Source organism: Mycobacteroides salmoniphilum, assembly GCF_004924335.1.
GTDB classification, from domain to species: Bacteria; Actinomycetota; Actinomycetes; order Mycobacteriales; family Mycobacteriaceae; genus Mycobacterium; species Mycobacterium salmoniphilum.
Window position 1 is genome coordinate 562,129 of sequence record NZ_CP024633.1, and the last position, 20,173, is coordinate 582,301.

General features: G+C 64.1%; 20 protein-coding genes and 1 tRNA gene. 17 read left to right on the top strand and 4 right to left on the bottom strand.

Annotation, left to right across the window (positions count from 1 at the left end):
- Nucleotides 1-305 precede the first annotated feature (305 nt).
- Entirely contained in the window at nucleotides 306-1,931 is a 1,626-nt protein-coding gene (gene groL, locus DSM43276_RS02820; protein ID WP_078331231.1) for a chaperonin GroEL, read from the top strand.
- A gap of 152 nt (nucleotides 1,932-2,083) precedes the next feature.
- Here the strand turns inward: groL and DSM43276_RS23505 are convergent, their stop codons facing one another.
- A complete protein-coding gene (locus DSM43276_RS23505; RefSeq protein ID WP_169053027.1) occupies nucleotides 2,084-3,094 on the bottom strand; it encodes a hypothetical protein in 1,011 nt (336 codons plus the stop codon).
- Nucleotides 3,095-3,423: 329 nt separating this feature from the next.
- Here DSM43276_RS23505 and scoE point away from each other — a divergent pair, with 329 nt between their 5' ends.
- The 9 genes from scoE (at nucleotide 3,424) to DSM43276_RS02870 (ending at nucleotide 12,076) form a co-directional block, all read left to right on the top strand.
- Entirely contained in the window at nucleotides 3,424-4,293 is an 870-nt protein-coding gene (gene scoE / locus DSM43276_RS02830) for a (3R)-3-[(carboxymethyl)amino]fatty acid oxygenase/decarboxylase (RefSeq protein ID WP_078331603.1), read from the top strand.
- Nucleotides 4,290-4,844 carry an FcoT family thioesterase gene (locus DSM43276_RS02835; RefSeq protein ID WP_078331604.1) on the top strand — a complete coding sequence of 185 codons (555 nt, stop codon included), beginning with the start codon at nucleotides 4,290-4,292 and terminating at the stop codon, nucleotides 4,842-4,844. The genes scoE and DSM43276_RS02835 overlap by 4 nt, the downstream gene beginning before the upstream one ends.
- A 50-nt stretch (nucleotides 4,845-4,894) precedes the next feature.
- Nucleotides 4,895-6,388 (top strand): fatty acid--CoA ligase FadD10, encoded by a 1,494-nt coding sequence (gene fadD10 / locus DSM43276_RS02840; protein ID WP_412458704.1) that lies wholly within the window; start codon nucleotides 4,895-4,897, stop codon nucleotides 6,386-6,388.
- Nucleotides 6,381-6,632 (top strand): acyl carrier protein, encoded by a 252-nt coding sequence (locus DSM43276_RS02845; RefSeq protein WP_078331606.1) that lies wholly within the window; start codon nucleotides 6,381-6,383, stop codon nucleotides 6,630-6,632. Before fadD10 ends, DSM43276_RS02845 begins: the two co-directional genes overlap by 8 nt.
- Nucleotides 6,629-10,798 (top strand): AMP-binding protein, encoded by a 4,170-nt coding sequence (locus tag DSM43276_RS02850; protein WP_078331607.1) that lies wholly within the window; start codon nucleotides 6,629-6,631, stop codon nucleotides 10,796-10,798. The genes DSM43276_RS02845 and DSM43276_RS02850 overlap by 4 nt, the downstream gene beginning before the upstream one ends.
- Nucleotides 10,799-10,829: 31 nt before the next feature.
- Nucleotides 10,830-11,138 (top strand): PE family protein, encoded by a 309-nt coding sequence (locus DSM43276_RS02855; RefSeq protein ID WP_078331608.1) that lies wholly within the window; start codon nucleotides 10,830-10,832, stop codon nucleotides 11,136-11,138.
- Between the two features lie 39 nt (nucleotides 11,139-11,177).
- Entirely contained in the window at nucleotides 11,178-11,471 is a 294-nt protein-coding gene (locus DSM43276_RS02860) for a type VII secretion protein EsxS (protein ID WP_078324150.1), read from the top strand.
- 21 nt (nucleotides 11,472-11,492) lie between these two features.
- Nucleotides 11,493-11,783, top strand: a complete 291-nt coding sequence (locus DSM43276_RS02865; RefSeq protein WP_078291808.1) for a WXG100 family type VII secretion target — start codon at nucleotides 11,493-11,495, stop codon at nucleotides 11,781-11,783.
- A gap of 68 nt (nucleotides 11,784-11,851) precedes the next feature.
- A complete protein-coding gene (locus DSM43276_RS02870; protein WP_134086229.1) occupies nucleotides 11,852-12,076 on the top strand; it encodes a heavy-metal-associated domain-containing protein in 225 nt (74 codons plus the stop codon).
- Between the two features lie 27 nt (nucleotides 12,077-12,103).
- On the opposite strand, the gene DSM43276_RS02875 is transcribed toward DSM43276_RS02870, so the two are convergent.
- Nucleotides 12,104-12,910 (bottom strand): class I SAM-dependent methyltransferase, encoded by an 807-nt coding sequence (locus DSM43276_RS02875; RefSeq protein WP_136628973.1) that lies wholly within the window; start codon nucleotides 12,908-12,910, stop codon nucleotides 12,104-12,106.
- A 167-nt stretch (nucleotides 12,911-13,077) separates the two neighbouring features.
- Between DSM43276_RS02875 and DSM43276_RS02880 the strand changes: the two genes are divergently transcribed.
- From DSM43276_RS02880 to DSM43276_RS02900, 5 genes are all read left to right on the top strand, one after another.
- On the top strand, nucleotides 13,078-14,487 hold the full coding sequence (locus DSM43276_RS02880) for a PPE family protein (RefSeq protein WP_078331610.1): 1,410 nt from the start codon (nucleotides 13,078-13,080) through the stop codon (nucleotides 14,485-14,487).
- A 153-nt stretch (nucleotides 14,488-14,640) separates the two neighbouring features.
- Nucleotides 14,641-15,678, top strand: a complete 1,038-nt coding sequence (locus DSM43276_RS02885) for an NAD(P)/FAD-dependent oxidoreductase (RefSeq protein ID WP_078331611.1) — start codon at nucleotides 14,641-14,643, stop codon at nucleotides 15,676-15,678.
- Nucleotides 15,657-16,022, top strand: coding sequence for a YidH family protein (locus DSM43276_RS02890; RefSeq protein WP_078303418.1), 366 nt, complete (start codon nucleotides 15,657-15,659; stop codon nucleotides 16,020-16,022). The genes DSM43276_RS02885 and DSM43276_RS02890 overlap by 22 nt, the downstream gene beginning before the upstream one ends.
- A 125-nt stretch (nucleotides 16,023-16,147) precedes the next feature.
- Nucleotides 16,148-16,219: transfer RNA gene (locus DSM43276_RS02895), tRNA-Thr, on the top strand.
- 51 nt (nucleotides 16,220-16,270) lie between these two features.
- Nucleotides 16,271-16,669, top strand: a complete 399-nt coding sequence (locus DSM43276_RS02900) for an HNH endonuclease family protein (RefSeq protein ID WP_211196751.1) — start codon at nucleotides 16,271-16,273, stop codon at nucleotides 16,667-16,669.
- Between the two features lie 8 nt (nucleotides 16,670-16,677).
- Here the strand turns inward: DSM43276_RS02900 and DSM43276_RS02905 are convergent, their stop codons facing one another.
- Entirely contained in the window at nucleotides 16,678-17,427 is a 750-nt protein-coding gene (locus tag DSM43276_RS02905; RefSeq protein WP_078331613.1) for a hypothetical protein, read from the bottom strand.
- 116 nt (nucleotides 17,428-17,543) lie between these two features.
- Between DSM43276_RS02905 and DSM43276_RS02910 the strand changes: the two genes are divergently transcribed.
- Nucleotides 17,544-18,284 (top strand): response regulator transcription factor, encoded by a 741-nt coding sequence (locus DSM43276_RS02910; RefSeq protein WP_272909190.1) that lies wholly within the window; start codon nucleotides 17,544-17,546, stop codon nucleotides 18,282-18,284.
- Nucleotides 18,281-19,795, top strand: coding sequence for a sensor histidine kinase (locus DSM43276_RS02915; RefSeq protein WP_211196705.1), 1,515 nt, complete (start codon nucleotides 18,281-18,283; stop codon nucleotides 19,793-19,795). The genes DSM43276_RS02910 and DSM43276_RS02915 overlap by 4 nt, the downstream gene beginning before the upstream one ends.
- Here the strand turns inward: DSM43276_RS02915 and DSM43276_RS02920 are convergent.
- On the bottom strand, nucleotides 19,767-20,171 hold the full coding sequence (locus tag DSM43276_RS02920; RefSeq protein WP_078331614.1) for an HIT family protein: 405 nt from the start codon (nucleotides 20,169-20,171) through the stop codon (nucleotides 19,767-19,769). The two genes, DSM43276_RS02915 and DSM43276_RS02920, sit on opposite strands and share 29 nt — an antisense overlap.
- Between the last annotated feature and the right edge of the window lie 2 nt (nucleotides 20,172-20,173).

Consider the following 20,173-nt stretch of genomic DNA (forward strand, 5'->3'; position numbering starts at 1 on the left):
GGCCATCGACCAGCCCGCTTCCGGGGAGTCGCCGGCCTCGACAACTCTGCCGGGCGGTCAATCCCCTCCCCGGAAGCCTGGTGATCGGGAGACAGGGCGCCGACGTCGCATTTATTTGGTGTAGGGAGTCTGCCATCGACCTTGCACTCGCCATGTCCGAGTGCTAAAAATGGGGTTGGCACTCACGACCGGTGAGTGCTAGGCCGGGACGGTGAGGCCGCAGCCCACACAGCTGCGTCCGTCCGTCGCGGGCACTGCGCCCGGCCCAGAACGTGCAACCCCCTATACGGAGGAATCACTTCGCAATGGCCAAGACAATTGCGTATGACGAAGAGGCCCGCCGCGGCCTGGAGCGGGGCCTCAACGCCCTCGCTGACGCGGTCAAGGTGACACTCGGCCCCAAGGGTCGCAATGTCGTCTTGGAGAAGAAGTGGGGCGCCCCCACGATCACCAACGATGGTGTGTCCATCGCCAAGGAGATCGAGCTGGAGGACCCGTACGAGAAGATCGGCGCCGAGCTGGTCAAGGAAGTTGCGAAGAAGACCGATGACGTCGCGGGTGACGGCACTACTACCGCCACCGTGCTCGCTCAGGCTCTGGTCAAGGAAGGTCTGCGTAACGTCGCTGCCGGCGCCAACCCGCTCGGCCTGAAGCGCGGCATCGAGAAGGCTGTGGAGGCCGTTACCAGCGCCCTGCTGGCTTCTGCCAAGGAGATCGACACCAAGGAGCAGATCGCGGCCACCGCGGGCATCTCTGCCGGTGACCAGTCCATCGGTGATCTGATCGCCGAGGCCATGGACAAGGTTGGCAACGAGGGTGTCATCACCGTCGAGGAGTCCAACACCTTCGGCCTGCAGCTGGAGCTCACCGAAGGTATGCGCTTCGACAAGGGCTACATCTCGGGTTACTTCGTGACCGACGCCGAGCGTCAGGAAGCCGTCCTGGAGGATCCCTACATCCTGCTGGTCAGCTCGAAGGTGTCGACCGTCAAGGACCTGCTGCCCTTGCTGGAGAAGGTCATCCAGGCCGGCAAGCCGCTGCTGATCATCGCTGAAGACGTTGAGGGCGAAGCACTTTCGACCTTGGTCGTCAACAAGATCCGTGGCACCTTCAAGTCCGTCGCCGTCAAGGCTCCGGGCTTCGGCGACCGCCGCAAGGCCATGCTGCAGGACATCGCGATCCTCACCGGTGGCCAGGTTGTCAGCGAAGAGGTCGGCCTCTCCCTGGAGACCGCCGACATCACCCTGCTGGGCACCGCTCGCAAGGTCGTCGTCACCAAGGACGAGACCACCGTCATCGAGGGTGCAGGCGATGCCGACGCGATCCAGGGCCGTGTTGCCCAGATTCGTGCCGAGATCGAGAACAGCGACTCCGACTACGACCGCGAGAAGCTGCAGGAGCGCCTGGCCAAGCTGGCCGGCGGTGTTGCGGTGATCAAGGCCGGAGCTGCCACCGAGGTGGAGCTCAAGGAGCGCAAGCACCGCATCGAGGACGCCGTTCGCAACGCGAAGGCTGCCGTCGAAGAGGGCATCGTCGCCGGTGGTGGCGTTGCCCTGCTGCAGGCAGCCCCCGCGCTGGACTCGCTCGCTCTCGAGGGCGACGAGGCCACTGGTGCCAACATCGTTCGGGTGGCACTGTCGGCTCCGCTGAAGCAGATCGCCTTCAACGGTGGTCTGGAGCCGGGTGTCGTCGCAGAGAAGGTCGCGAACCTTCCTGCGGGCCACGGCCTGAACGCGGCGACCAATGTGTACGAGGACCTGCTCGCGGCCGGCGTTGCCGACCCCGTGAAGGTGACCCGCTCGGCGCTGCAGAACGCGGCGTCCATCGCGGCACTGTTCCTCACCACCGAGGCCGTTGTTGCCGATAAGCCGGAGAAGTCCGCTGCACCTGCGGGCGACCCGACCGGTGGCATGGGCGGTATGGACTTCTAAGTCCTGTAACGAAAAGGGCCCGGTCTGCCTGGAGAAATCCAGTGCAGGCCGGGCCTTTTCCGTTTTTGACTCGGTGCGCCGAGTGGGAAACTGGCGTGGGAAACTGGCTCGATTCTCTCGTGAGATTCCCACTCGGCTTGCGGTGCTGAGGTTTACACCGGTGCTGGGGCGATGACTCCTCCGGTGAGGCGCCGGTAGGTGTAGACGTGGATCAGCGCCGTGAGGGCTAGCTGCATCGGCACGGCCACGATTCCGGCCAGGCCGCACGAGACCGATGTCGCCATGCTCGCGACGAAGCTGATCGCATAGGTGATGAGATACACCAGGAAGACCGGCCCCAGATTGTTCTTGACGATCTGGAAACTCGCCTTGAGTGCATCGACCGGGCCCAGCCCGCGATCGACGGTGAAGAACACCGCGTACTGCGCGAAGAAGGCGAAGATAAGGCCCGGAATGATGAGAAGGACGAATCCGACCACTGTGCCGAGCGCTACCAGCAGTGCGGTGCCGACAAAGGCGCCAAAGCTCCGGGCACGGAAAAACGAGCCAAAGGTCACGGGCTTACCGTCGGCGATGTCGAGATTGGCCGTCGTGATGGATGCGGCCATATAGAGCCCGACCGCGGCGATTGCGATTCCGAGGATGACCATCAACACGGTTGACCCCGCCCCGAGGCCCGAAGAGCTCTCGTAGGAGTACGACATGGAGTCCTCGTCGTACGTGCCGGGGCCGGTGGCCGCCACCATGGCCGCTATGAAGACGAAGTACACGATGGCGAATGGCACCGCGATGGCGAGGAACCACACGATGTAGGGCGGGATGAAGGTTCCAAAGCGCTTGGTGACGTGGGCCCACGCCCAGTTCCACGACTCACCGGCGTTGAACGGTCCCTGCGGTGGCCATGGCGCCTGCGGCGGGTAGCCGTATCCGGCCGGCGGGTATCCGGGGGGTGGCGGCGGGAACTGTGCGCCCGGGTACTGGGGGGCTCCCGGGGGAGGGCCCGCTTGGTATCCGGGCTGGTATCCGGGCGGTGGGGGTGGCTGGTATCCCGGGGGCGGCTGAACCGGGTAACCCGGAGGAGGCTGATATCCCGGGGGCGGCTGATTCGGGTCGTGCGCTGAGGGATCGCCCGCTGCGGGCGGCTCCTGAGGTGGGTAAGTCACCGACTTAGGCTAGCAACGAACGTGTTTGCTGAGCGCGATATGGGCGTGATGTCCGAAGGCGTGTTCCGGTAGCGGGTTTCACGCGTCAGGACGGTTCTGCGGGCTGGCGTTGCGTGGTAGTCGGCCGTCGGCCGCAGGGCCCTCGACCGATGACTTAGGTGACTGTCCGTGACAGGCGTGATGTCGACCACTAATCCCGTTGTTTTCCAACGATTTACCTATCGGCCGGAAATGACTCCTCAAGACTCGGGAACTTTTCGTGTGCCCGGCTCGACTGCTCCATTAGTCGCGCATCAGGTGGCCAGATCAGCGAGAAGAGTAGGGAGTCGATGACGCTCAACGTGAAGGGCGAGGGATTGGGGGCACAAGTCACGGGGATTGACCCCGGGAACTTGGACGGAATCACCACGCAGGAGATCCGCGAACTCGTCTACCGGAACAAGCTGGTCATCCTCAAGGATGTGCATCCCTCACCCGAGGAGTTCATCCGGCTTGGGAGATTGATCGGGGAGATAGTTCCCTACTACGAGCCCGTGTATCACCACGAGGATCACCCAGAGATCTTCGTCTCGTCTACCGAAGAGGGACAAGGGGTTCCACGGACCGGCGCATTCTGGCACGTCGACTACATGTTCATGCCGAAACCTTTTGCGTTCTCCATGGTGGTGCCGCTGGCGGTTCCCGGGCGTGATCGCGGGACTTATTTCATCGATCTCAACAAGGTTTGGGAGTCGCTTTCCGGCACGATAAAAGACTCTGTGCGTGGGACATTCAGCACGCATACACCGCGGCGTTACATCAAGATCCGCCCGAGTGATGTCTACCGGCCCATCGGAGAGATCCTGGCCGAGATCGAGAGAGTCACGCCCCCACAGAAATGGCCGACGGTGATCAAACACCCGAAGACCGGGGAAGAGATCCTCTACATCTGTGAGGCGGGTACCGAGACGATCGAGGACGGGGATGGAACTCTCCTCGACGCTGCGCTCCTGCAGCAGCTACTCGAAGAGTCGGGGCAGCTCGACCCCGACTACGCATCGCCGTTTATTCACGCCCAGCACTATGAGGTTGGGGATATCGTGTTGTGGGACAACCGTTCTCTGGTCCATCGTGCAAAACATGGAACGGCATCGGGCACGCTGACGACCCACCGTCTGACCATGTTGGATGGTCTCGAGACGCCCGGATTCGCGGCGTGAGCGCTGTCGCGGCAACCCTGTCCGTGCAGACCGGGCTGCCCTCCACCGGAATGGCCCCGATCGCCGAGGATCTGCTCAGCAGGGTGCTCGAACCGTATTCATACAAGGGCTGCCGCTACCTGACCGATGCCGAATATGGAATCACCTCCGACGCGGTGCACGCTCAGGGCAACTTCGCGATCAACGAGTCCGCCTATATCCGCAGTACCGGGCACTTCAACGCGGTGGAGTTGGTACTGTGCTTTAACCAGCTGGCCTACAGCGCCTTCGCTCAAGGTGTTATCAACGATGACATCTGGGCATTCCGTGGCTGGTCGATTGACGATTACTGCCGGAACCAACTCGCCGGCATGTTGATCAAGAGCACCTCGTCGCGGTTCCGGCGGCTGGTCAACGCACAGCAGTTCTCCGCCCGCCTGCAGGCCCGTAATTTCCATATCGTCGACCGGTCGTGGCGTTACCTGCAGTTCCACAGCACCATCGAATTCTGGGATCAGGACGGAGGATCCGCGGCCGGTGAGTTCGAGATCGCGGTCCTGAACATCCCGTAGCCCACGACAGGAAGCGCACCCCCACCGTCATGTCTCAATCGCCGCCCACTGTGTGGGAACGGATCTTCGAACAGGCCCGCCTGCGACCTGGGCTCATCGCACTGCGCCGCAGTGATGGTGCCGGTGCGGTGACGTATGGCGAGCTCGCTTCCGGAGTCGAAAAGCTTGCTGCGACACTTCGTGCCGCGTCGGTCACTCGGGGGTCCCGCGTGATGATCCTTTCGGATAACGGTCCACAGACGTATCTTTCGGTACTGGCGTGCGCACGGCTCGGAGCCATCGCCGTCATGGTCGACAACGCCCTGCCCCCGGCAGCCGTCGCGCGGTTCCGCGAGATAACGGACCCCGCCGCGATCGTTCCGCATGCGGCGGACGAGGCCGACGCGGTGCGTTCCTCGGGTATCGAAATAGACTGGCTGGCAGTACAACCCGAAGGCTATGCCGACGAACCGCTCGCCATGATCTTCACCAGCGGCACGACGGGTGAACCGAAGGCTGTGCTGCTGCCCAACCGCACGTTCTTCGCAGTCCCCGACATCCTGCGCGAGGAGGGACTGAGCTGGATCGACTGGGTGGCAGGGGAGACGACCTACTCACCGCTGCCCGCGACCCATATTGGTGGGCTCTGGTGGATTCTCAACGGGCTGATGCACGGCGCGTCGTGTGTCACCGGCGGTGAGGGCGGGGTATCGCTGAGGGAGCTGCTTGCCGGTAACGAGGTGGCCACCGCGTGTCTGGTGCCCACCCTCATGACCAGATTGGTATCCGAGCTCAAGCTCACCGGAGCCCACGTGCCCTCGCTACGATTCATCGCGTATGGCGGCTCGCGGGCGATTCCGGCCGATGTGCAGTTCATCGAAGCAGCGGGGGTGCGAACAGCCCAGGTCTACGGACTAAGTGAAACAGGCTGTACCGCACTGTGTCTGCCGACCGATGACGAGTCGATCGCCAGGATCGAGGAAGGCGCCGTCGGGCGTCCCTATCCAGGGGTGCAGACCTTCTTGTCGGATGGCGAGAGCGGCGGCCCGACACACGGCGGTGTGTCCGCGTCGTACGGCACGCTGTGGATCAAGTCGCCGGCCAACATGCTGGGGTATTGGGGAAATCCCGATCGCACCCGCGAGGTGCTGGCCGACGGATGGGTGAACACCGGTGACCTGGTGGAGCGTCGTGACGATGGATTCTTCTACATCAGGGGCCGCTCCTCGGAGATGATCATCTCCGGAGGGGTCAATGTGGTGCCCGACGAGGTTGACCGGATTGCCGAAAATGTTGCGGGCGTGGGCGAAGCGGCATGCTACGAAATACCGGACGAGGAGTTCGGTGCGCTCGTCGGGTTGGCGGTGGTACCCACCGCACAGCTCGATGGGCCAGGCACGGCCGAGCTCAAGCAGCGGATCGCGGCGAAGTATCGGCAGGAATCGGAATCGATGGCCAGGCCGTCGATCATCGCCGTTGTCGAGGACATCCCCCGGACGCAGTCCGGCAAGGTCATGCGATCGTCCTTGGCGGCCACGCTCACCGGGGCGCCGACCGGTGCCTGAAACCACAAGAAGCCGGATCCTGGCGGCAGTCTGTGACGTGCTGTACATCTCGGAGTCGGAGCTCTTCGACGGTGAGGCCACTGATCTGCGGGAGTTGGGACTCGACTCGGTGCGTTTCGTGCTGTTGATGAAGCAGCTGGGTGTGACTCGCGGTTCGGAGCTGCAGAAGCGTTTGGTCTCAGACCTTTCCATCGCCGGATGGGCTCAGGCACTGGAGCAGGCACAGCCCGAGGGCGTCACATGACGTTGGCGGTGGAACCGCGCGTGGACCGGGTGCCGTTGAGCAGGTCACAGCAGAACATGTACAACGGCGCGTTACAGGCCGATGATCCCGGGTTGTATCTCATCGGGAAGAGTTATCGGCTTCATCCGATCGAGCTGCCCGTGTTCCTGTCCGCGCTGGAGGGAGCAATAGCCGTCAACCCGCTGCAGCTCTGTGTCCTCGGACCAGTGCGGGAAGGCGCGCACTATCCAGAACTGATGCGGAGCTTGCATTTCAGTGACATCGTGACGGTGGCTTCGGAGCGGGAGGAGCCGATAACGCGGGCCGCCGGCGAGCTGGTGCATATGTGGTCCACGGACCTCGCCGCCAAGCCGCTCGTGCGGTATACCGTCCGCACAGGTGCCGGCGGACAGGTGGTGGGGCTCGAGATCCACGCGCATCATCTCCTACTCGATGGCGGCGCTATCGGGGTGATAGAAGCCGACCTCGGACGTCGTCTAGCCGGTACTTCGGAATTCGGAGCACCCTGTGCGAGTGCAGCACTGGCGAAGATCGCGGCGGCGCACGGTCTTGAGGCCGTCAAAGCCGAGGAGTCGCTGCAACGTTTCGGCCCGGCAATCCAGTGCGAGCTCACCGACGCGTCACGACATGGAGGGCACGGGTTCAGTCCTGGCGACGAGTCGGCGGGCGCGGCCAGAGGTGAGCTGCAGGAATCGGTAACGCTATCCGGCAAGGCCTTCGACGCGATCGAAGCGCTGTCCGAGGCCAAGCAGGTGCCGTTGAACATTCTGGCGGCGGCGGCTTCGCTTGCGGTGGAAGCAAGTCTGCGACAGAGCACCTCGACACTGCTGATTCATGCGGTGGACAACAGGTTCGGGGAACCCGATCTGAACGTCGCAACGTGCCTGGTCAACTCCATCGCGCATCCGGTCCGGTTCCCTGCTTTTGCTTCTGTGCGCGATGTCGTAGAGGCACTTGATCGCGACTATGTCAGAGCCTCACGGCGCCGGTGGCTTCGTGAGGAGCAATATCGCCGAATGTATCTGGCTATCAACAAGACATCGCATGTCGAGGCGCTGACCTTCAACTTCATCCGGGAGACCTGCGCACCCGCCCTACGCCCATTTTTGTCGGCCGCACCGCATGCGACGGATATCGGTCCCGTGGAGGGCAGGACCGTGTCGTGCGTGATGGACGAGGATCGGCGCACTCTCACCGTGTCTATCTGGCACCGCGCGGACCAGGAGGGTGCAACCACGCATCCGTGGATCGCCGAGCGGATCGCGGCGGCACTGGGATCGATGGAAGCCATGTGGGACTTGCCGATTGCCATGACCGTGAACGAGTGGTTTGGGATCGGTGCCGACGGTACTCGTCGCCGGGGAGATGACTGCACGCAGACCGAGCCCGCTGCGGCACCCGCCTGGTTCCTGGACACCGAAGGCGGTGTGCAGCGGTTCCTGCAGAGGCGACGATTCGTCGAGCCCTGGATCGCCTGGCTGGTCGCCAGTGGTATCGCACCGGGCGACATCGTGGTGTGCGTCGACGATGACACTGACAAGACCGTGGATCTTCTGATCGCCTGCCACCTCGCCGGCTGTGGGTACAGCGTGTGTGACAGTGCGAAAGATGCCTCCCTGCGCGCCGATTCGATTGTCGAGCACGGCGGCGTCGCGGTGCGTGTGGTCGATACTGCGGCCCCGATCCCGTTAGAGCTGGAAAGTCCGATGCGTGACCTCGTGGACGAGCGCATCGAGGAGGTGGCGCGGGACACTGCGCTCACGATGAGGACGGCGTACATCATGGCGACTTCAGGGTCGACCGGTCAGCCCAAACTCGTCCCGGTCACCCACGGCGCACTTGCTCTGTTCGCCCGTGCTGCCGGACATGCCTATGGCTGGGGTGCGCAGGACAGCATTCTCCAATGTGCGCCGTTGACCTCGGATATCAGCGTCGAGGAGATCTTCGGTGCGGCGGTTTGCGGAGCACAGCTGCTCCGTTCCGCGGCAATGAAATCCGGAGATCTGGGTGCCCTCGTACGGGACATCCGGGAGCTGAGGCCCACCCTGATCGACCTGCCGACGGCTGTGTGGCATCTGCTGTGTGAGGACGCCGAGGCCTTGGCCGTGATCGATGCCTCCGATCTGCGTCAGGTGGTCGTTGGCGGTGAAGGCGTTCGGTCCGGCGCAGTAGACAAGTGGGTGGAGGTCGTGGGGGCTCAGTCTGTCTCACTCGTCTCGAGCTACGGACCGACCGAAACGACGGTCGTCGTGACGTACCTGCCCATCGATGGGGAGTCGCAGGGCGATGGTTCAGAGCGGCTTCGGGTGGGTCTGCCGGTCATGCCCAACACCGTCTATGTCGCGTTTGGGGAAATCGTCGTCATCGGAGACACCGTGTCGGCGGGGTACCTCGGGACACCGGGCGAGAGCTTCGGCGTGGTCGGCTCCGCCGACGGCGCGCCTAGGCGGGCATTCGCGACCGCCGACCGCGTGGTGTTCGACGAGGACGGATTTCCCACCTTCGCCGGACGCCGCGATGCGATCGTGAAGATCTCCGGTAAGCGGATCGACACCGCGTCAGTGATCCGCCGCATATCCGAGGACCCGGCAATCATCGATGTCGGTGTGGGGTTGCACAGTGGTGCACTGGTGGTCTGGTTTCAGGCCCATAAGGACCTGGACGACAACAAAATAGCGGCGCGGATCAGACGTCTTCTCGTGGACCTCGGGGTCTCCTCGTTCTTCGTGGTGAGTGTGTCGGGCATCCCCCGTAAGCCGAACGGCAAGATTGACCACGACAGCCTGCTGACCATGCCGCAGTTTGTGAACGCAGTGCCCGATGAGACAGAGACCGTAGAAACTGCCGCGGGTCTAGCGCGTGTCTGGAGTCGGTGCCTCGGGCGGGAGATCGGTGCGGAGTCGTCGCTGCTTGCCGAGGGAATTGGCTCGCTCGATCTGATCAGAATGCTGCCGGACACTCGGCGGTATCTCGGACGCCAACTCTCGGTACTGGATCTGATCAGTGCCGATAGCGCCGCTTACCTTGCCGCGGCCGGCGCGGCAGGCGTCGAGCTCGGTGCCGTCGACACCGCAATCGATATCGGCGCGGACCTCGAGCGGTTGACGGCAGCTCCCCGCGTCACAACACTGCGCCGCAACAACTCACAGGTCAGTGAGGACGGACCGATCATCGTGTTGGGTGCGTCGGGGATCGTCGGTACCGGGTTTGGTCGAGCCACGCTCGACCTGAAACGCCGCGGTGCGCTTGGCCCCGACGTCGTGTTGGTGACGAGATCGGAGCTGCCCGATTCCGGACCGTGGCCCGCTCTGCGCGGCGTCGGTGGCGTCAGGGTCCGGCATGCCGAGCCCGGGTTCGGCCCGGAAGCACTGGACACACTGCTGGGCGAGACGGGGGCTCGCACCCTGGTCAACTGCATCGGGAACACCAACATGCTGGCTCCCTATCGCGATATCCGGGATGCCAACGTGGAGTGGGTATCCGCGGCCGTGGAAGGGTGCGCGGGGCACGGCACCCGGTTGATCCACATGTCGACATTCGTGGTCAATGCGGAGGCCGCCGCCGCACGCGTCACCGATCCACGTGAAGCCCTCTATCCGTACGCGGCATCCAAGGCACTGGCCGAACTGGTGGTCGCGGCATCGCCGCTCGGGCTTGACTTCACGCTCGCGCGGCTGCCCCGGGTGCTCGGAGAGGCAAGTCAATTGGTTGACGGCACCGATGTGCTGGTGTCGATCGTTGACGCATGTCTTGCGCTGCAAGCCTTTCCCTGCGTCACGCTGATCGAAGAGGTGACCACGGGAAGCGCCGCGGCGATGTCCATTCTTGGGCTGGCCGGAGATGCGTCGACGCTCGGCCGGGGAATCACCGTGGTGCGTGGCAGGAGCGTTCCCTACGCCGAGTTTCTCGGAGGGTACGGCCTCGAGGAACTGGAGCTGCGTGCATGGAAACGCGTGCTGGACCTCAGCGATTGGGCTAGGCGAAACCCACGGAGATGGTCGGTGATCGATGCCTGGGCGGGACTCGGGATGCGACTGGGCGCGCAGACCTACGCGGAACATCTCGCCGGATATCCGACCATCCCCCTTGATGCCGCGCCGGTAACCGAGCTCCCCGCGATACCGGAGTCGATCCGAGATCTGCTTGTGCAGGGACGTTCTCAATGACCGAAACACACCCAGAGGAGGAGAACTTGCCATGATCCTGAACGTCGTTCCCGAGGGACTGGCCGCCGCCAGTGCCGCGGTGGAGGCTTTGACCGCGCGGCTTGCCGCCGTACATACCGCTGCCGCGCCGGTGATTAGCGCGGTGGTGCCGCCGGCGGCCGACCCGGTATCCATCCAGAGCGCCTTGGCATTCAGCGCCCACGGCATCGAGCGCAACGCTGCCGCGGTCGGCGCCGTCTATGAGCTGGGCCGGGCCGGCGTCGGAGTCACCGAGGCGGCCACGAGTTACACGGTCGGCGATATGCAGGCTGCCGCAACGTATATGCCGGGAATCGCGTAGTTCCCGGAACAATCCACACGATGACAGAGAGGTAGTTTCATGAGTTTGCTTGATGCACATATTCCGGCTTTGGTGGCCGCTGAGGGCACTTTCGGTGCCAAGACCGCGTTGATGCGTTCGACGATTTCGCAGGCCGAGCAGGCCGCGATGTCGGCGCAGGCCTTCCATGTCGGTGAGTCTTCGGTGGCTTTCCAGGCCGCGCACGCCCGGTTCGTGGAAGTGGCCGCCAAGGTCAACGCGCTGCTCGATATCGCCCAGATCAACCTCGGTGATGCCGCCGCCACCTACGTGGCCGAGGACGCCGCCGCCGCCAGCCGCTACATCGGCGTCTAAGACCAAGGGAGAAACACAAAAATGTCGCAGATCACGTTCAACTACCCCGCGATGCTCGCCCACGCCGGCGAGATGAACACCTACTCCGGTGTGCTGACCGCCCTGGGCGCCGACCTGGCCGCCCAGCAGGCCTCCCTGCAGGCCGTCTGGCACGGCGATACCTCCATGAGCCAAGCCGCCTGGCAAGCCCAATGGAACACCGCCATGGAAGAACTCATCCGCGCCTACCGCGCCATGGGCACCACTCACGAAACCAACACCCTGTCCATGAACGCCCGCGACATGGCCGAAGGAGCCAAATGGGGCGCATAAACGCCGTGTCGTGGAGGCCCCGTGCCTCTAAATCTGTTGTGAGTCAATATTTCAGGAGGAAACACGATATGTCCGAGCAGATCTTCGCCATCAGCGGGATGCACTGCAACTCGTGCGTCATGGGAGTGACGGAGGCGCTGACCGCACTCGACCCGGTGCACGAGGTGTCCGTTGACCTGGACCCCAAGGGTGCCTCGACGGTACGCGTTCTGTCAGACAGTGTGCTGTCGGTGGAAGAAGTTCACGACACGCTTGTGCGGGCCGGTGGTGATTTCGCCGTCGCTGCCGGATAGCGGGTTTCAGTCGAAAGTTCCGGTATCTCAGCCAAACTCGATCACGGTGTGCGGTGCGCGCAGCCGGTCGAGGCCGGGCAGCGCATACAGTAGCGGGCCGGCCCAGCGGAGTACCTTGCCGCGCCCGGCCGGCATCCGCAGCTCACGGACGCTGTGGATGCCGGGGATGGCGCGCAGTTCTCGGTACTGATTTGCAGTGAACGAGAAGGGCATTGGGGGCACGGTGTACTGCTCGCTGAGTCTCATCCCGCGTTGCGAGTGTGTGCTAAGGAATTTCGGCACGGAATCGAAGATCAGCCAGCCGCCGGGAAAACGCTTGGCACACTCGGTGATCAGGTCGAACACCGGCTCGCGCTCCAGGTACTGGAAGAGGCCCTCGGCGGTGATCAGCACGCCGCCGGAGCCGTCGACCTGATCCATCCACGAATAGTCGAGCGCGGATTGAGCGCAGTGGCGCAACCGGTCCGATTGCGGGAGAAGCTGCTTGCGCAGCCGCACGATGGGCTCCAGGTCCACCGACGTCCAGGTGAGCTCGCCGTTGTCGACGCGCCAGAAGCTCGTCTGCAATCCCTCAGCCAAGGCCACCACGCTCGCGCGCGGGTGCCCCGTCAGGTACTCCCGCGTGGCCGTGTCGAATATCAAAGCGCGCAAGGCGGTAGCTTGATGTGTGCGCCCGAAATGCTGAAAATCATAGTCAAGGCCGGCGTGCAGTGCGATGGCCATCGGGTCGTCAATGATGCCGTCCGGCCGGGCCGCCTCGGTCGCGCGTTGATGCAGCGTGAGCAGTGCGGTCTCGGACACGCCGTCGAGGTGTCGAGCATCGATGACTGGCATGCGCCCGACTGTACGGGACGGTTACGGCACGTGGGAATTCCTGGCGCGCAACGATACATGTGATTTCGTACGCTGATTCTGATTGTGCGGGAACTTTCTTGCGCAGGGTCCGACTACTCCCATGGAGACGTGAAACCGTTTGCGTCCATTCAGCAGGGAGGCGGCGGGTGACGGCACCGATATGGATGGCGGAGCCGCCGGAGGTGCATTCGGCGCTGTTGAGTTCGGGGCCGGGTCCGGGTGCGGTGCTCGCTGCCGCCATGCAGTGGCAAGAGATCGCGGACAACTATGCGCGCACGGCGGTCGAGCTGACCCAGGTCTTGGCCGGCGTTCAGGCAAGCAGTTGGCAGGGGCCGAGTGCCGCGGAGTATGTGGCCGCCCACGGGCCGTACCTGGCCTGGCTCGAGCAGGCCGCTGTCGAGAGCGCTGTCATTGCCACGCAACACGAAACGGCCGCGGCGGCCTATGGTGGTGCGCTGGCGGCCATGCCCACGCTTGCGGAGCTGGCCATCAACCACGTCACGCACGGGGTGCTGGTCGGCACGAACTTCTTTGGAATCAACACCATCCCGATCACGCTGAACGAAGCCGACTATGTCCGCATGTGGGTGCAGGCGGCCGCCACCATGAGCACCTATCAGGCGACCACTGAGGCCATGACGTCGGCGATACCGCCGACCCAGCAGGCGCCTCCGATTCTCGGGCCCGGCGGCGAGGCCCGCAGTGACCAATCGGATGTCCCGGGTTCCCCCGACCAGATCATGAAGATGCTGCAGGGCTTTCAGCAGTGGTTCGAGAAGATGGGCTTCAACCCGGCGACCTCGGCCGTGCTCGCTGTGATCATGCTCTTCCTCTATGACCTGCTCTGGTACCCGTATTACGCCTCATACCTGCTGCCGTTTCTCATCCCTGCCCTCAGTGGGCTGAGCGGTTTGGCGGCACTGGTACACCTTCGGCCCACTCCGGCAGTGGTTCCGGCTCCGGCGGTGACACCCTCTGCGGACAGACCAGCCCTGAGGGCCGTGCACCGCCCGGAGGTGAGCGTGGCGGCTGTACCCCTGCCTGCCATGTCCGCTGCGCCTTCGGGAGGTGCGTCGCCGGCCACTCCGGCGCCGAGCGCGACTACCCCGGCTCCGTCCGCCCCTCCTGCATCGATGAGCGGGATCACTTATGCCATACCCGGTTTGGTGCCGCCCGGGGTGAGCTTTGGCCCCAAGGGCACGGCGAAATCGTCGGAATCTGCCGTCGGGACCATCGACGCCGCCGCGGCGGCAACTGTTACGGCGATGGCTCCGGTCCGGCGCAGACAGCGCAGCAAGAGCAAGGCCCGCATCGGCGGCCAACGCTACGAATACCTGGAAGAAACAGCCGGTATGGGCGCAACGGCCGGGTACTCCACCGAGGCTGGCGAGCACGCTGCGACCGGTAGAGGTGCCGGCCCGCTGGGATTCGCGGGCACCGCGCCCGCCGCGACCAGTACGCAGACCGCCAGAGCGGTCAGACTCGGATCAGATGACACCCGGCAGGTGGTTCCGATGCTCCCGAGTACCTGGGAAACGGACAACGCGGAACAGTGATAGCCACTCTACCTGTGTTTATAAGCAAAACTTTGGGGCTGCCCACGGATTGGTCACTACTCATGGGCGTCTTTGCACAGAACAATCGAAGACAGTCGCCGGGAGCATCAGCGGTGGCGTTCCTAGATTTTCCACGCAGAGAAGGGCAGCACAGTGAGCGAGTACGGATGGACAGTGGTCGGCGCGGGCCCCGCAGGCATTGCGGCAGTGGGGAAGCTCCTCGACCACGGAGTGCCATCCGGCGCGATCGCCTGGATCGACCCTGAGTTCGCCGCGGGTGACTTTGGCACGAAATGGCGTGCCGTGCCGAGCAATACGTCGGTGAAGCTTTTCATCAACTACCTCACGGGCGCGCAATCCTTCCGATTCGCCCATGCACCACATTTCGCGCTGAACGACCTGGCGCCCACGGATACCTGTCTGCTCGGGGAGGTGGCGGACCCGCTGGTGTGGATCACCGGGCAGCTCTGTGACCAAGTGCGTGCTCTGCGCACCACCGCGACGGGTCTGTCACTGCAGGGCGGCCGGTGGACCGTGCGGACCGAAATGGGCGATATCACTTCGAAGAACGTGATCCTCGCGGTCGGTTCGGTTCCTAAGACGCTCGATTACCCGTGGTTGAACGAGATCCCGATCGAGACGGCACTCAATCCCGAGAAGCTCGCCGCGCAGCCGCTGGAGGGGGCCACTGTTGCCGTCTTCGGCGCGTCACACTCGAGCATGATCGCCTTGCCCAACTTGCTGGCCGGGCCGGCGGCCAAGGTGATCAACTTTTATCGTGGCCCACTGCGCTATGCGGTCGACATGGGGGACTGGACGCTGTTCGACGACACCGGCCTGAAGGGCGAGGCCGCACGGTGGGCGCGGGAGAACATCGACGGCGTGCTGCCGGACCGGTTGCAGCGCTGCCTCGTTGACAGCCCTGAATACGCTGAGCTGCTCCAAAGCTGCGATTACGCGGTGTACACCGTGGGGTTCAGTCCGAGGCCGATACCCGCTGCCCCGCAGTGGGGGCACCTGGAGTGCAATGCCGCCACCGGGATCATCGCTCCCGGTCTGTTTGGGGCCGGAATTGCCTTCCCCGAGTATCGGATTGACCCGATGGGCTTCGGTGAACACCGCGTGGGACTGCAGAAGTTCATGGACCGCCTCAACAAGGTGGTGCCGTTATGGCTGAAGTACGGCTCGTGACCGTCGGTGAATCCGTTGGCGCCGAACCCGATTACCGATTCACGCTCGCCAACGAGCGGACATATCTGGCCTGGGTGCGTACCTCGCTGGCCCTCATCGCCAGCGGGGTAGCCCTCATGCAGTTCGTTCCGGAGTTCTGGATTCCGGGTGCCCGGCACGTGGCAAGCATCCTGTTGGTCATCACCGGCGGCGTGCTGGCAATGGCGGCCGCGCGACGGCGGCGCCGGGTGCAGGACGCGATGCGCCGTGATGCCGACCTGCCGCCGAGCCATATGCCGACGTTCCTCAGCGTCCTGCTGCTGGGGATGGTCGTGCTGCTGGTGGCGCTGCTGCTCAAGGGCTGAGCCCCTGAGTGACATCGAGCGTAGGGATTCGTCAGGACTGCTGTCGCAGCGGCAGTACCTGGCTGCGTGCGGCGGTCTCCGAACGCGGCGTCGACGAAGACCGCTAAGCTATACGACGTTCCATTGCCTCCTTAGCTCAGTGGTAGAGCACCGCTCTTGTAAAGCGAAGGTCGTCAGTTCAATCCTGACAGGGGGCTCAACGCGCTATTCGGCATGTCGGTGCCGTCACGTAATTTCAGCCCATGAGACTGTGCCTTGCTTGCGGCGCACCACTTTCCATGCGAAGCCAGAAGATCTATTGCGGCAATGCTTGTCAGGCGGCAGCCCGACGCGACGTCAGTACCAGACTGTGGCTGGAGTCCGGTGAGGCCAGGGTGCGCAGCGAGCAGAGCCACTTCATTCGGCTCTTTCTCGCCGAGGCTCAATCGGGCCGTTGCGCGATCTGCAGCGGAGCGAGCATCTGGCAAGACTCCCCGCTCGTACTGGTCTTGGACCATATCGACGGAAACCCGGCCAACAATTGTCGAGAGAATCTGCGACTCGTCTGCCCGAACTGCGACTCGCAACTGCCGACCTACAAGAGCCGCAATCGCGGCAATGGCCGCAGTTTTCGCCGACAGCGCTACGCGGACGGAAAGTCGTACTAGGCCGCCCGCTACATCTCACCTTCGATAACCCGTTCGGACCGTATCGGTCGTGGTGAGCTGGACGGTCGCGACGGCCGGCGGCGCGGTAGGAAACTGCCCAGCGGGCCGACCACGGAGCTGAGTGCCGAGACGGTGTCGGTCAGCAGCTCGATGGTGGGTGTTAGTGCATCAATGTTGGGCGCCACCTTGGCGGCCGTCTCCGAGAGGTTGGCCAGCTGCTGCAGCGGACCGTCCTTCGCGGTGAATTTGTCCAGGACGCCCTCCTCGCGCATCAGCCGTTCGAGAATCCCATCCTCGGCGAGCAGCTGGTCGACCAGCCCGCCCGGTGCCAGCGCCCGGTCCAGGGCGCCGTCCTGTGAGGTGAGTCGATCGACGGGCCCGTCCTTGGCGAAGAGCCGGTCCAGCACACCACCGGGCTCAGTGAGCCGATCAGCAAGCCCGCCGGGCGCCATGACGCGCTCTACCGGTCCACCTGGTCGCAGCGCCCTGCCAAGGGGCTTGTCGTCTTCCATGAGCTCGGCGACCTTCATCGCCGAGCTGAGCGGGCTCTTGCGTCCGACCAGCCCTAGCAGGGATTCGACGGTGCCGACCAGGCCTGCCCCGGGGGCGTCAGGTCGGCCGTCGTGGGGCTGTCCGTCGGGAAGTTCAGCGAGAATTTCGCGCCCGGTATCGATCGCCTTGGCAGCCACGGCCAAGCCGGTATCGGCAACGGCCAGCGAAATCTTGAGCGGCGCGGTGATCAGCGACACCAGCTTCATGGCACAACTCTAGGGTGACTTTGCGCGGTTGGCTGACAATCTCCTGTGAAGAACTCACAGGAACCTCACAGCGAAGATCCAGCGCACCGTAAATTTTGAGGGGAAGATTGTCGGAGGTGAGCATCACGACAGAGACACATCAAGGAACGTTTCCCGTCAACGGCACCACCCCCGCCAAGGTGCTGGTGGTCGACGATGAGTCGAACATTGTCGAACTGCTCTCGGTCAGTCTGAAATTCCAGGGGTTTGACGTCTATACCGCCGACAGCGGCGCCGCCGCCCTGGATCTGGCTCGCACGGTTCGTCCCGATGCGGTGATCCTCGACGTGATGATGCCCGGAATGGACGGATTCGGGGTGCTACGCCGCCTGCGCGCCGACGGGATCGACGCGCCGACGCTGTTCCTGACCGCCCGTGACGGTCTGCAGGACAAGATCGCCGGGCTGACGCTGGGCGCCGATGACTACGTGACCAAGCCGTTCAGCCTGGAAGAGGTGGTCGCCCGGCTGCGGGTGATCCTGCGTCGCTCCGGGATGGGCTCGGAGCCTGCTCGCAAGTCGCGACTCAGCTTCGCCGATATCGAGCTCGACGAGGACACTCACGAGGTGTGGAAGACCGGCGAGCCGGTTGCGCTCTCGCCCACCGAATTCACGCTGCTGCGGTACTTCATGATCAACGCAGGCACCGTGCTCAGTAAGCCCAAGATCCTCGACCATGTGTGGCGTTATGACTTCGGCGGCGATGTGAACGTCGTCGAGTCCTACGTCTCGTATTTGCGGCGCAAGATCGACAACGGCGAGAAGCGGTTGTTGCATACGCTTCGTGGCGTGGGATACGTATTGCGCGAGCCGCGGTGAGTACCCGCCCCGGCGTTCGTCGGGGTGTACCGCTGCGGGTGAGCCTCGTGGTCGGAACCTTGGTTCTGGTTGCGCTGGGGTTGGTGGCATCTGGCATTGCGGTGACTACCACCATGCAGCGCACCATGATGAACCGCGCCGATCGCGAGCTGATCGATGCCGCGAATGGGTGGGCCAACCGGCCACCTCCACCGCCGCCGGCCTTCGACACCAACCGGCATCGGCCCCCGTCCTTGTTCTTCATCCGCACCACCGATGACCGCGGACGGGTGGTCATCATGCTCAATGACCGCGCCCGCGCCGATCCGGACCTACCGCTCGACAATGATGTGGGCGGCCGTCCCGTGACGGTGCGCTCGGCCGACGGCACCACGGAGTGGCGTGCGGTGTCCCGCCACGACGCGCTGGGCGGATACACCACCGTTGCCCGCGACATCACCGATGTGCGCACCACGGCACGAGACCTGTTGTGGTTGCAGGTGGCGATAGGGATCGCCGTGCTGACTGTGCTTGGTATTGCCGGATATTGGTTGGTGCACCGCAGCCTGCGGCCGCTGGCCGAGGTGGAGGCGACGGCAGCCGATATCGCTGCGGGTCATCTTGATCGGCGGGTACCGGAACGTGATCCGCGCACCGAGGTGGGCCGATTATCGTTGGCGCTCAATGGAATGCTTGCGCAGATTCAGCGTGCGGTGGCCGATTCGCAGAAGTCCGCGAAGACGGCCCGTACCTCCGAGGAGCGCATGCGCCGGTTCATCACCGACGCCAGTCACGAATTGCGCACACCGCTGACCACCATCCGCGGCTACGCCGAGCTCTACCGCCAGGGCGCGGCCACCGACATCGAGCTGGTGCTGGGCCGGATCGAAGGGGAGTCGACCCGCATGGGTCAGCTCGTGGAGGACTTGCTGCTGTTGGCGCGACTGGACGCGCATCGGCCCATGGAACAGCGGCTCGTCGACCTACTGGTGTTGGCCACCGATGCCGTGCACGATGCGAAAGCCACTGCGCCAGAACGTGATGTGGAACTGGAAGTTTTTGATGGCCCCGGCACCCCGGAGGTCATCGGCGACGAGCTGAGGTTGCGCCAGGTGCTGGGGAACCTGGTGAGCAATGCGCTCGGGCACACCACCGCGGCCGTCCGGGTCCGGGTGGGCACCGAGGGAGATGACGCCGTCCTGGAGGTCATCGATGCGGGACCAGGCATGACGAAAACCGACGCCGAACGTGTCTTTGAGCGGTTTTATCGTGCCGACACGTCACGCACCCGCAGCAGTGGCGGTACGGGGCTGGGGCTGTCGATCGTCGACGCCCTCACCGCCGCACATGACGGCACCGTCACCGTGCACACCGCGCCCGGCGAGGGCTGCCGATTCGAGGTGCGGTTGCCGCGTGCCGATATGACCGACGACGAAGCCGAGATCGAGGACGTAGATACTGAGGTGCCGGAGGCTGAGGGGCCTGCGCCAAAGATCCTGCGGACTAGCCGATCTCAGCCAGCGCAGCCTTGATCTTCGCCTGCGCCTCGTCGAGGGATTCCGCCGAAGCGTTGGGATCGGCGTTCTCGAAGCTGAAGTCGGTCAGTTGGTAGCCGGGGAACACGTGCACGTGTAGGTGCGGCACCTCCATGCCCGCGATGATGTAACCGGCACGCGGTGCGTCGAAGGCCTTGCGGATGGCGCGGCCTAAGCGCTGTGCGACGAGATTGACCTTCGCGAAGACGTCCGCATCGATGTCCTGCCACTGGTCGATTTCGGCTCGCGGCACCACCAGGGTGTGTCCCTGGGCGATCGGCGCGATCGTCAGAAACGCGACGACGTCGTCGTCCTCGTAGACGAACCGACCCGGCAGTTCTCCGTTGATGATCTTCGTGAAGACGCTGGACATGT

Excerpts from the sequence above, each read along its gene's own strand:
- groL (WP_078331231.1), top strand. The coding sequence starts at position 306 with ATGGCCAAGACAATTGCGTATGACGAAGAGGCCCGCCGCGGCCTGGAG.
- scoE (WP_078331603.1), top strand. The coding sequence starts at position 3,424 with ATGACGCTCAACGTGAAGGGCGAGGGATTGGGGGCACAAGTCACGGGG.
- DSM43276_RS02850 (WP_078331607.1), top strand. The coding sequence starts at position 6,629 with ATGACGTTGGCGGTGGAACCGCGCGTGGACCGGGTGCCGTTGAGCAGG.
- DSM43276_RS02855 (WP_078331608.1), top strand. The coding sequence starts at position 10,830 with ATGATCCTGAACGTCGTTCCCGAGGGACTGGCCGCCGCCAGTGCCGCG.
- DSM43276_RS02860 (WP_078324150.1), top strand. The coding sequence starts at position 11,178 with ATGAGTTTGCTTGATGCACATATTCCGGCTTTGGTGGCCGCTGAGGGC.
- DSM43276_RS02865 (WP_078291808.1), top strand. The coding sequence starts at position 11,493 with ATGTCGCAGATCACGTTCAACTACCCCGCGATGCTCGCCCACGCCGGC.
- DSM43276_RS02870 (WP_134086229.1), top strand. The coding sequence starts at position 11,852 with ATGTCCGAGCAGATCTTCGCCATCAGCGGGATGCACTGCAACTCGTGC.
- DSM43276_RS02875 (WP_136628973.1), bottom strand. The coding sequence starts at position 12,910 with ATGCCAGTCATCGATGCTCGACACCTCGACGGCGTGTCCGAGACCGCA.
- DSM43276_RS02890 (WP_078303418.1), top strand. The coding sequence starts at position 15,657 with ATGGCTGAAGTACGGCTCGTGACCGTCGGTGAATCCGTTGGCGCCGAA.
- DSM43276_RS02905 (WP_078331613.1), bottom strand. The coding sequence starts at position 17,427 with ATGAAGCTGGTGTCGCTGATCACCGCGCCGCTCAAGATTTCGCTGGCC.
- DSM43276_RS02920 (WP_078331614.1), bottom strand. The coding sequence starts at position 20,171 with ATGTCCAGCGTCTTCACGAAGATCATCAACGGAGAACTGCCGGGTCGG.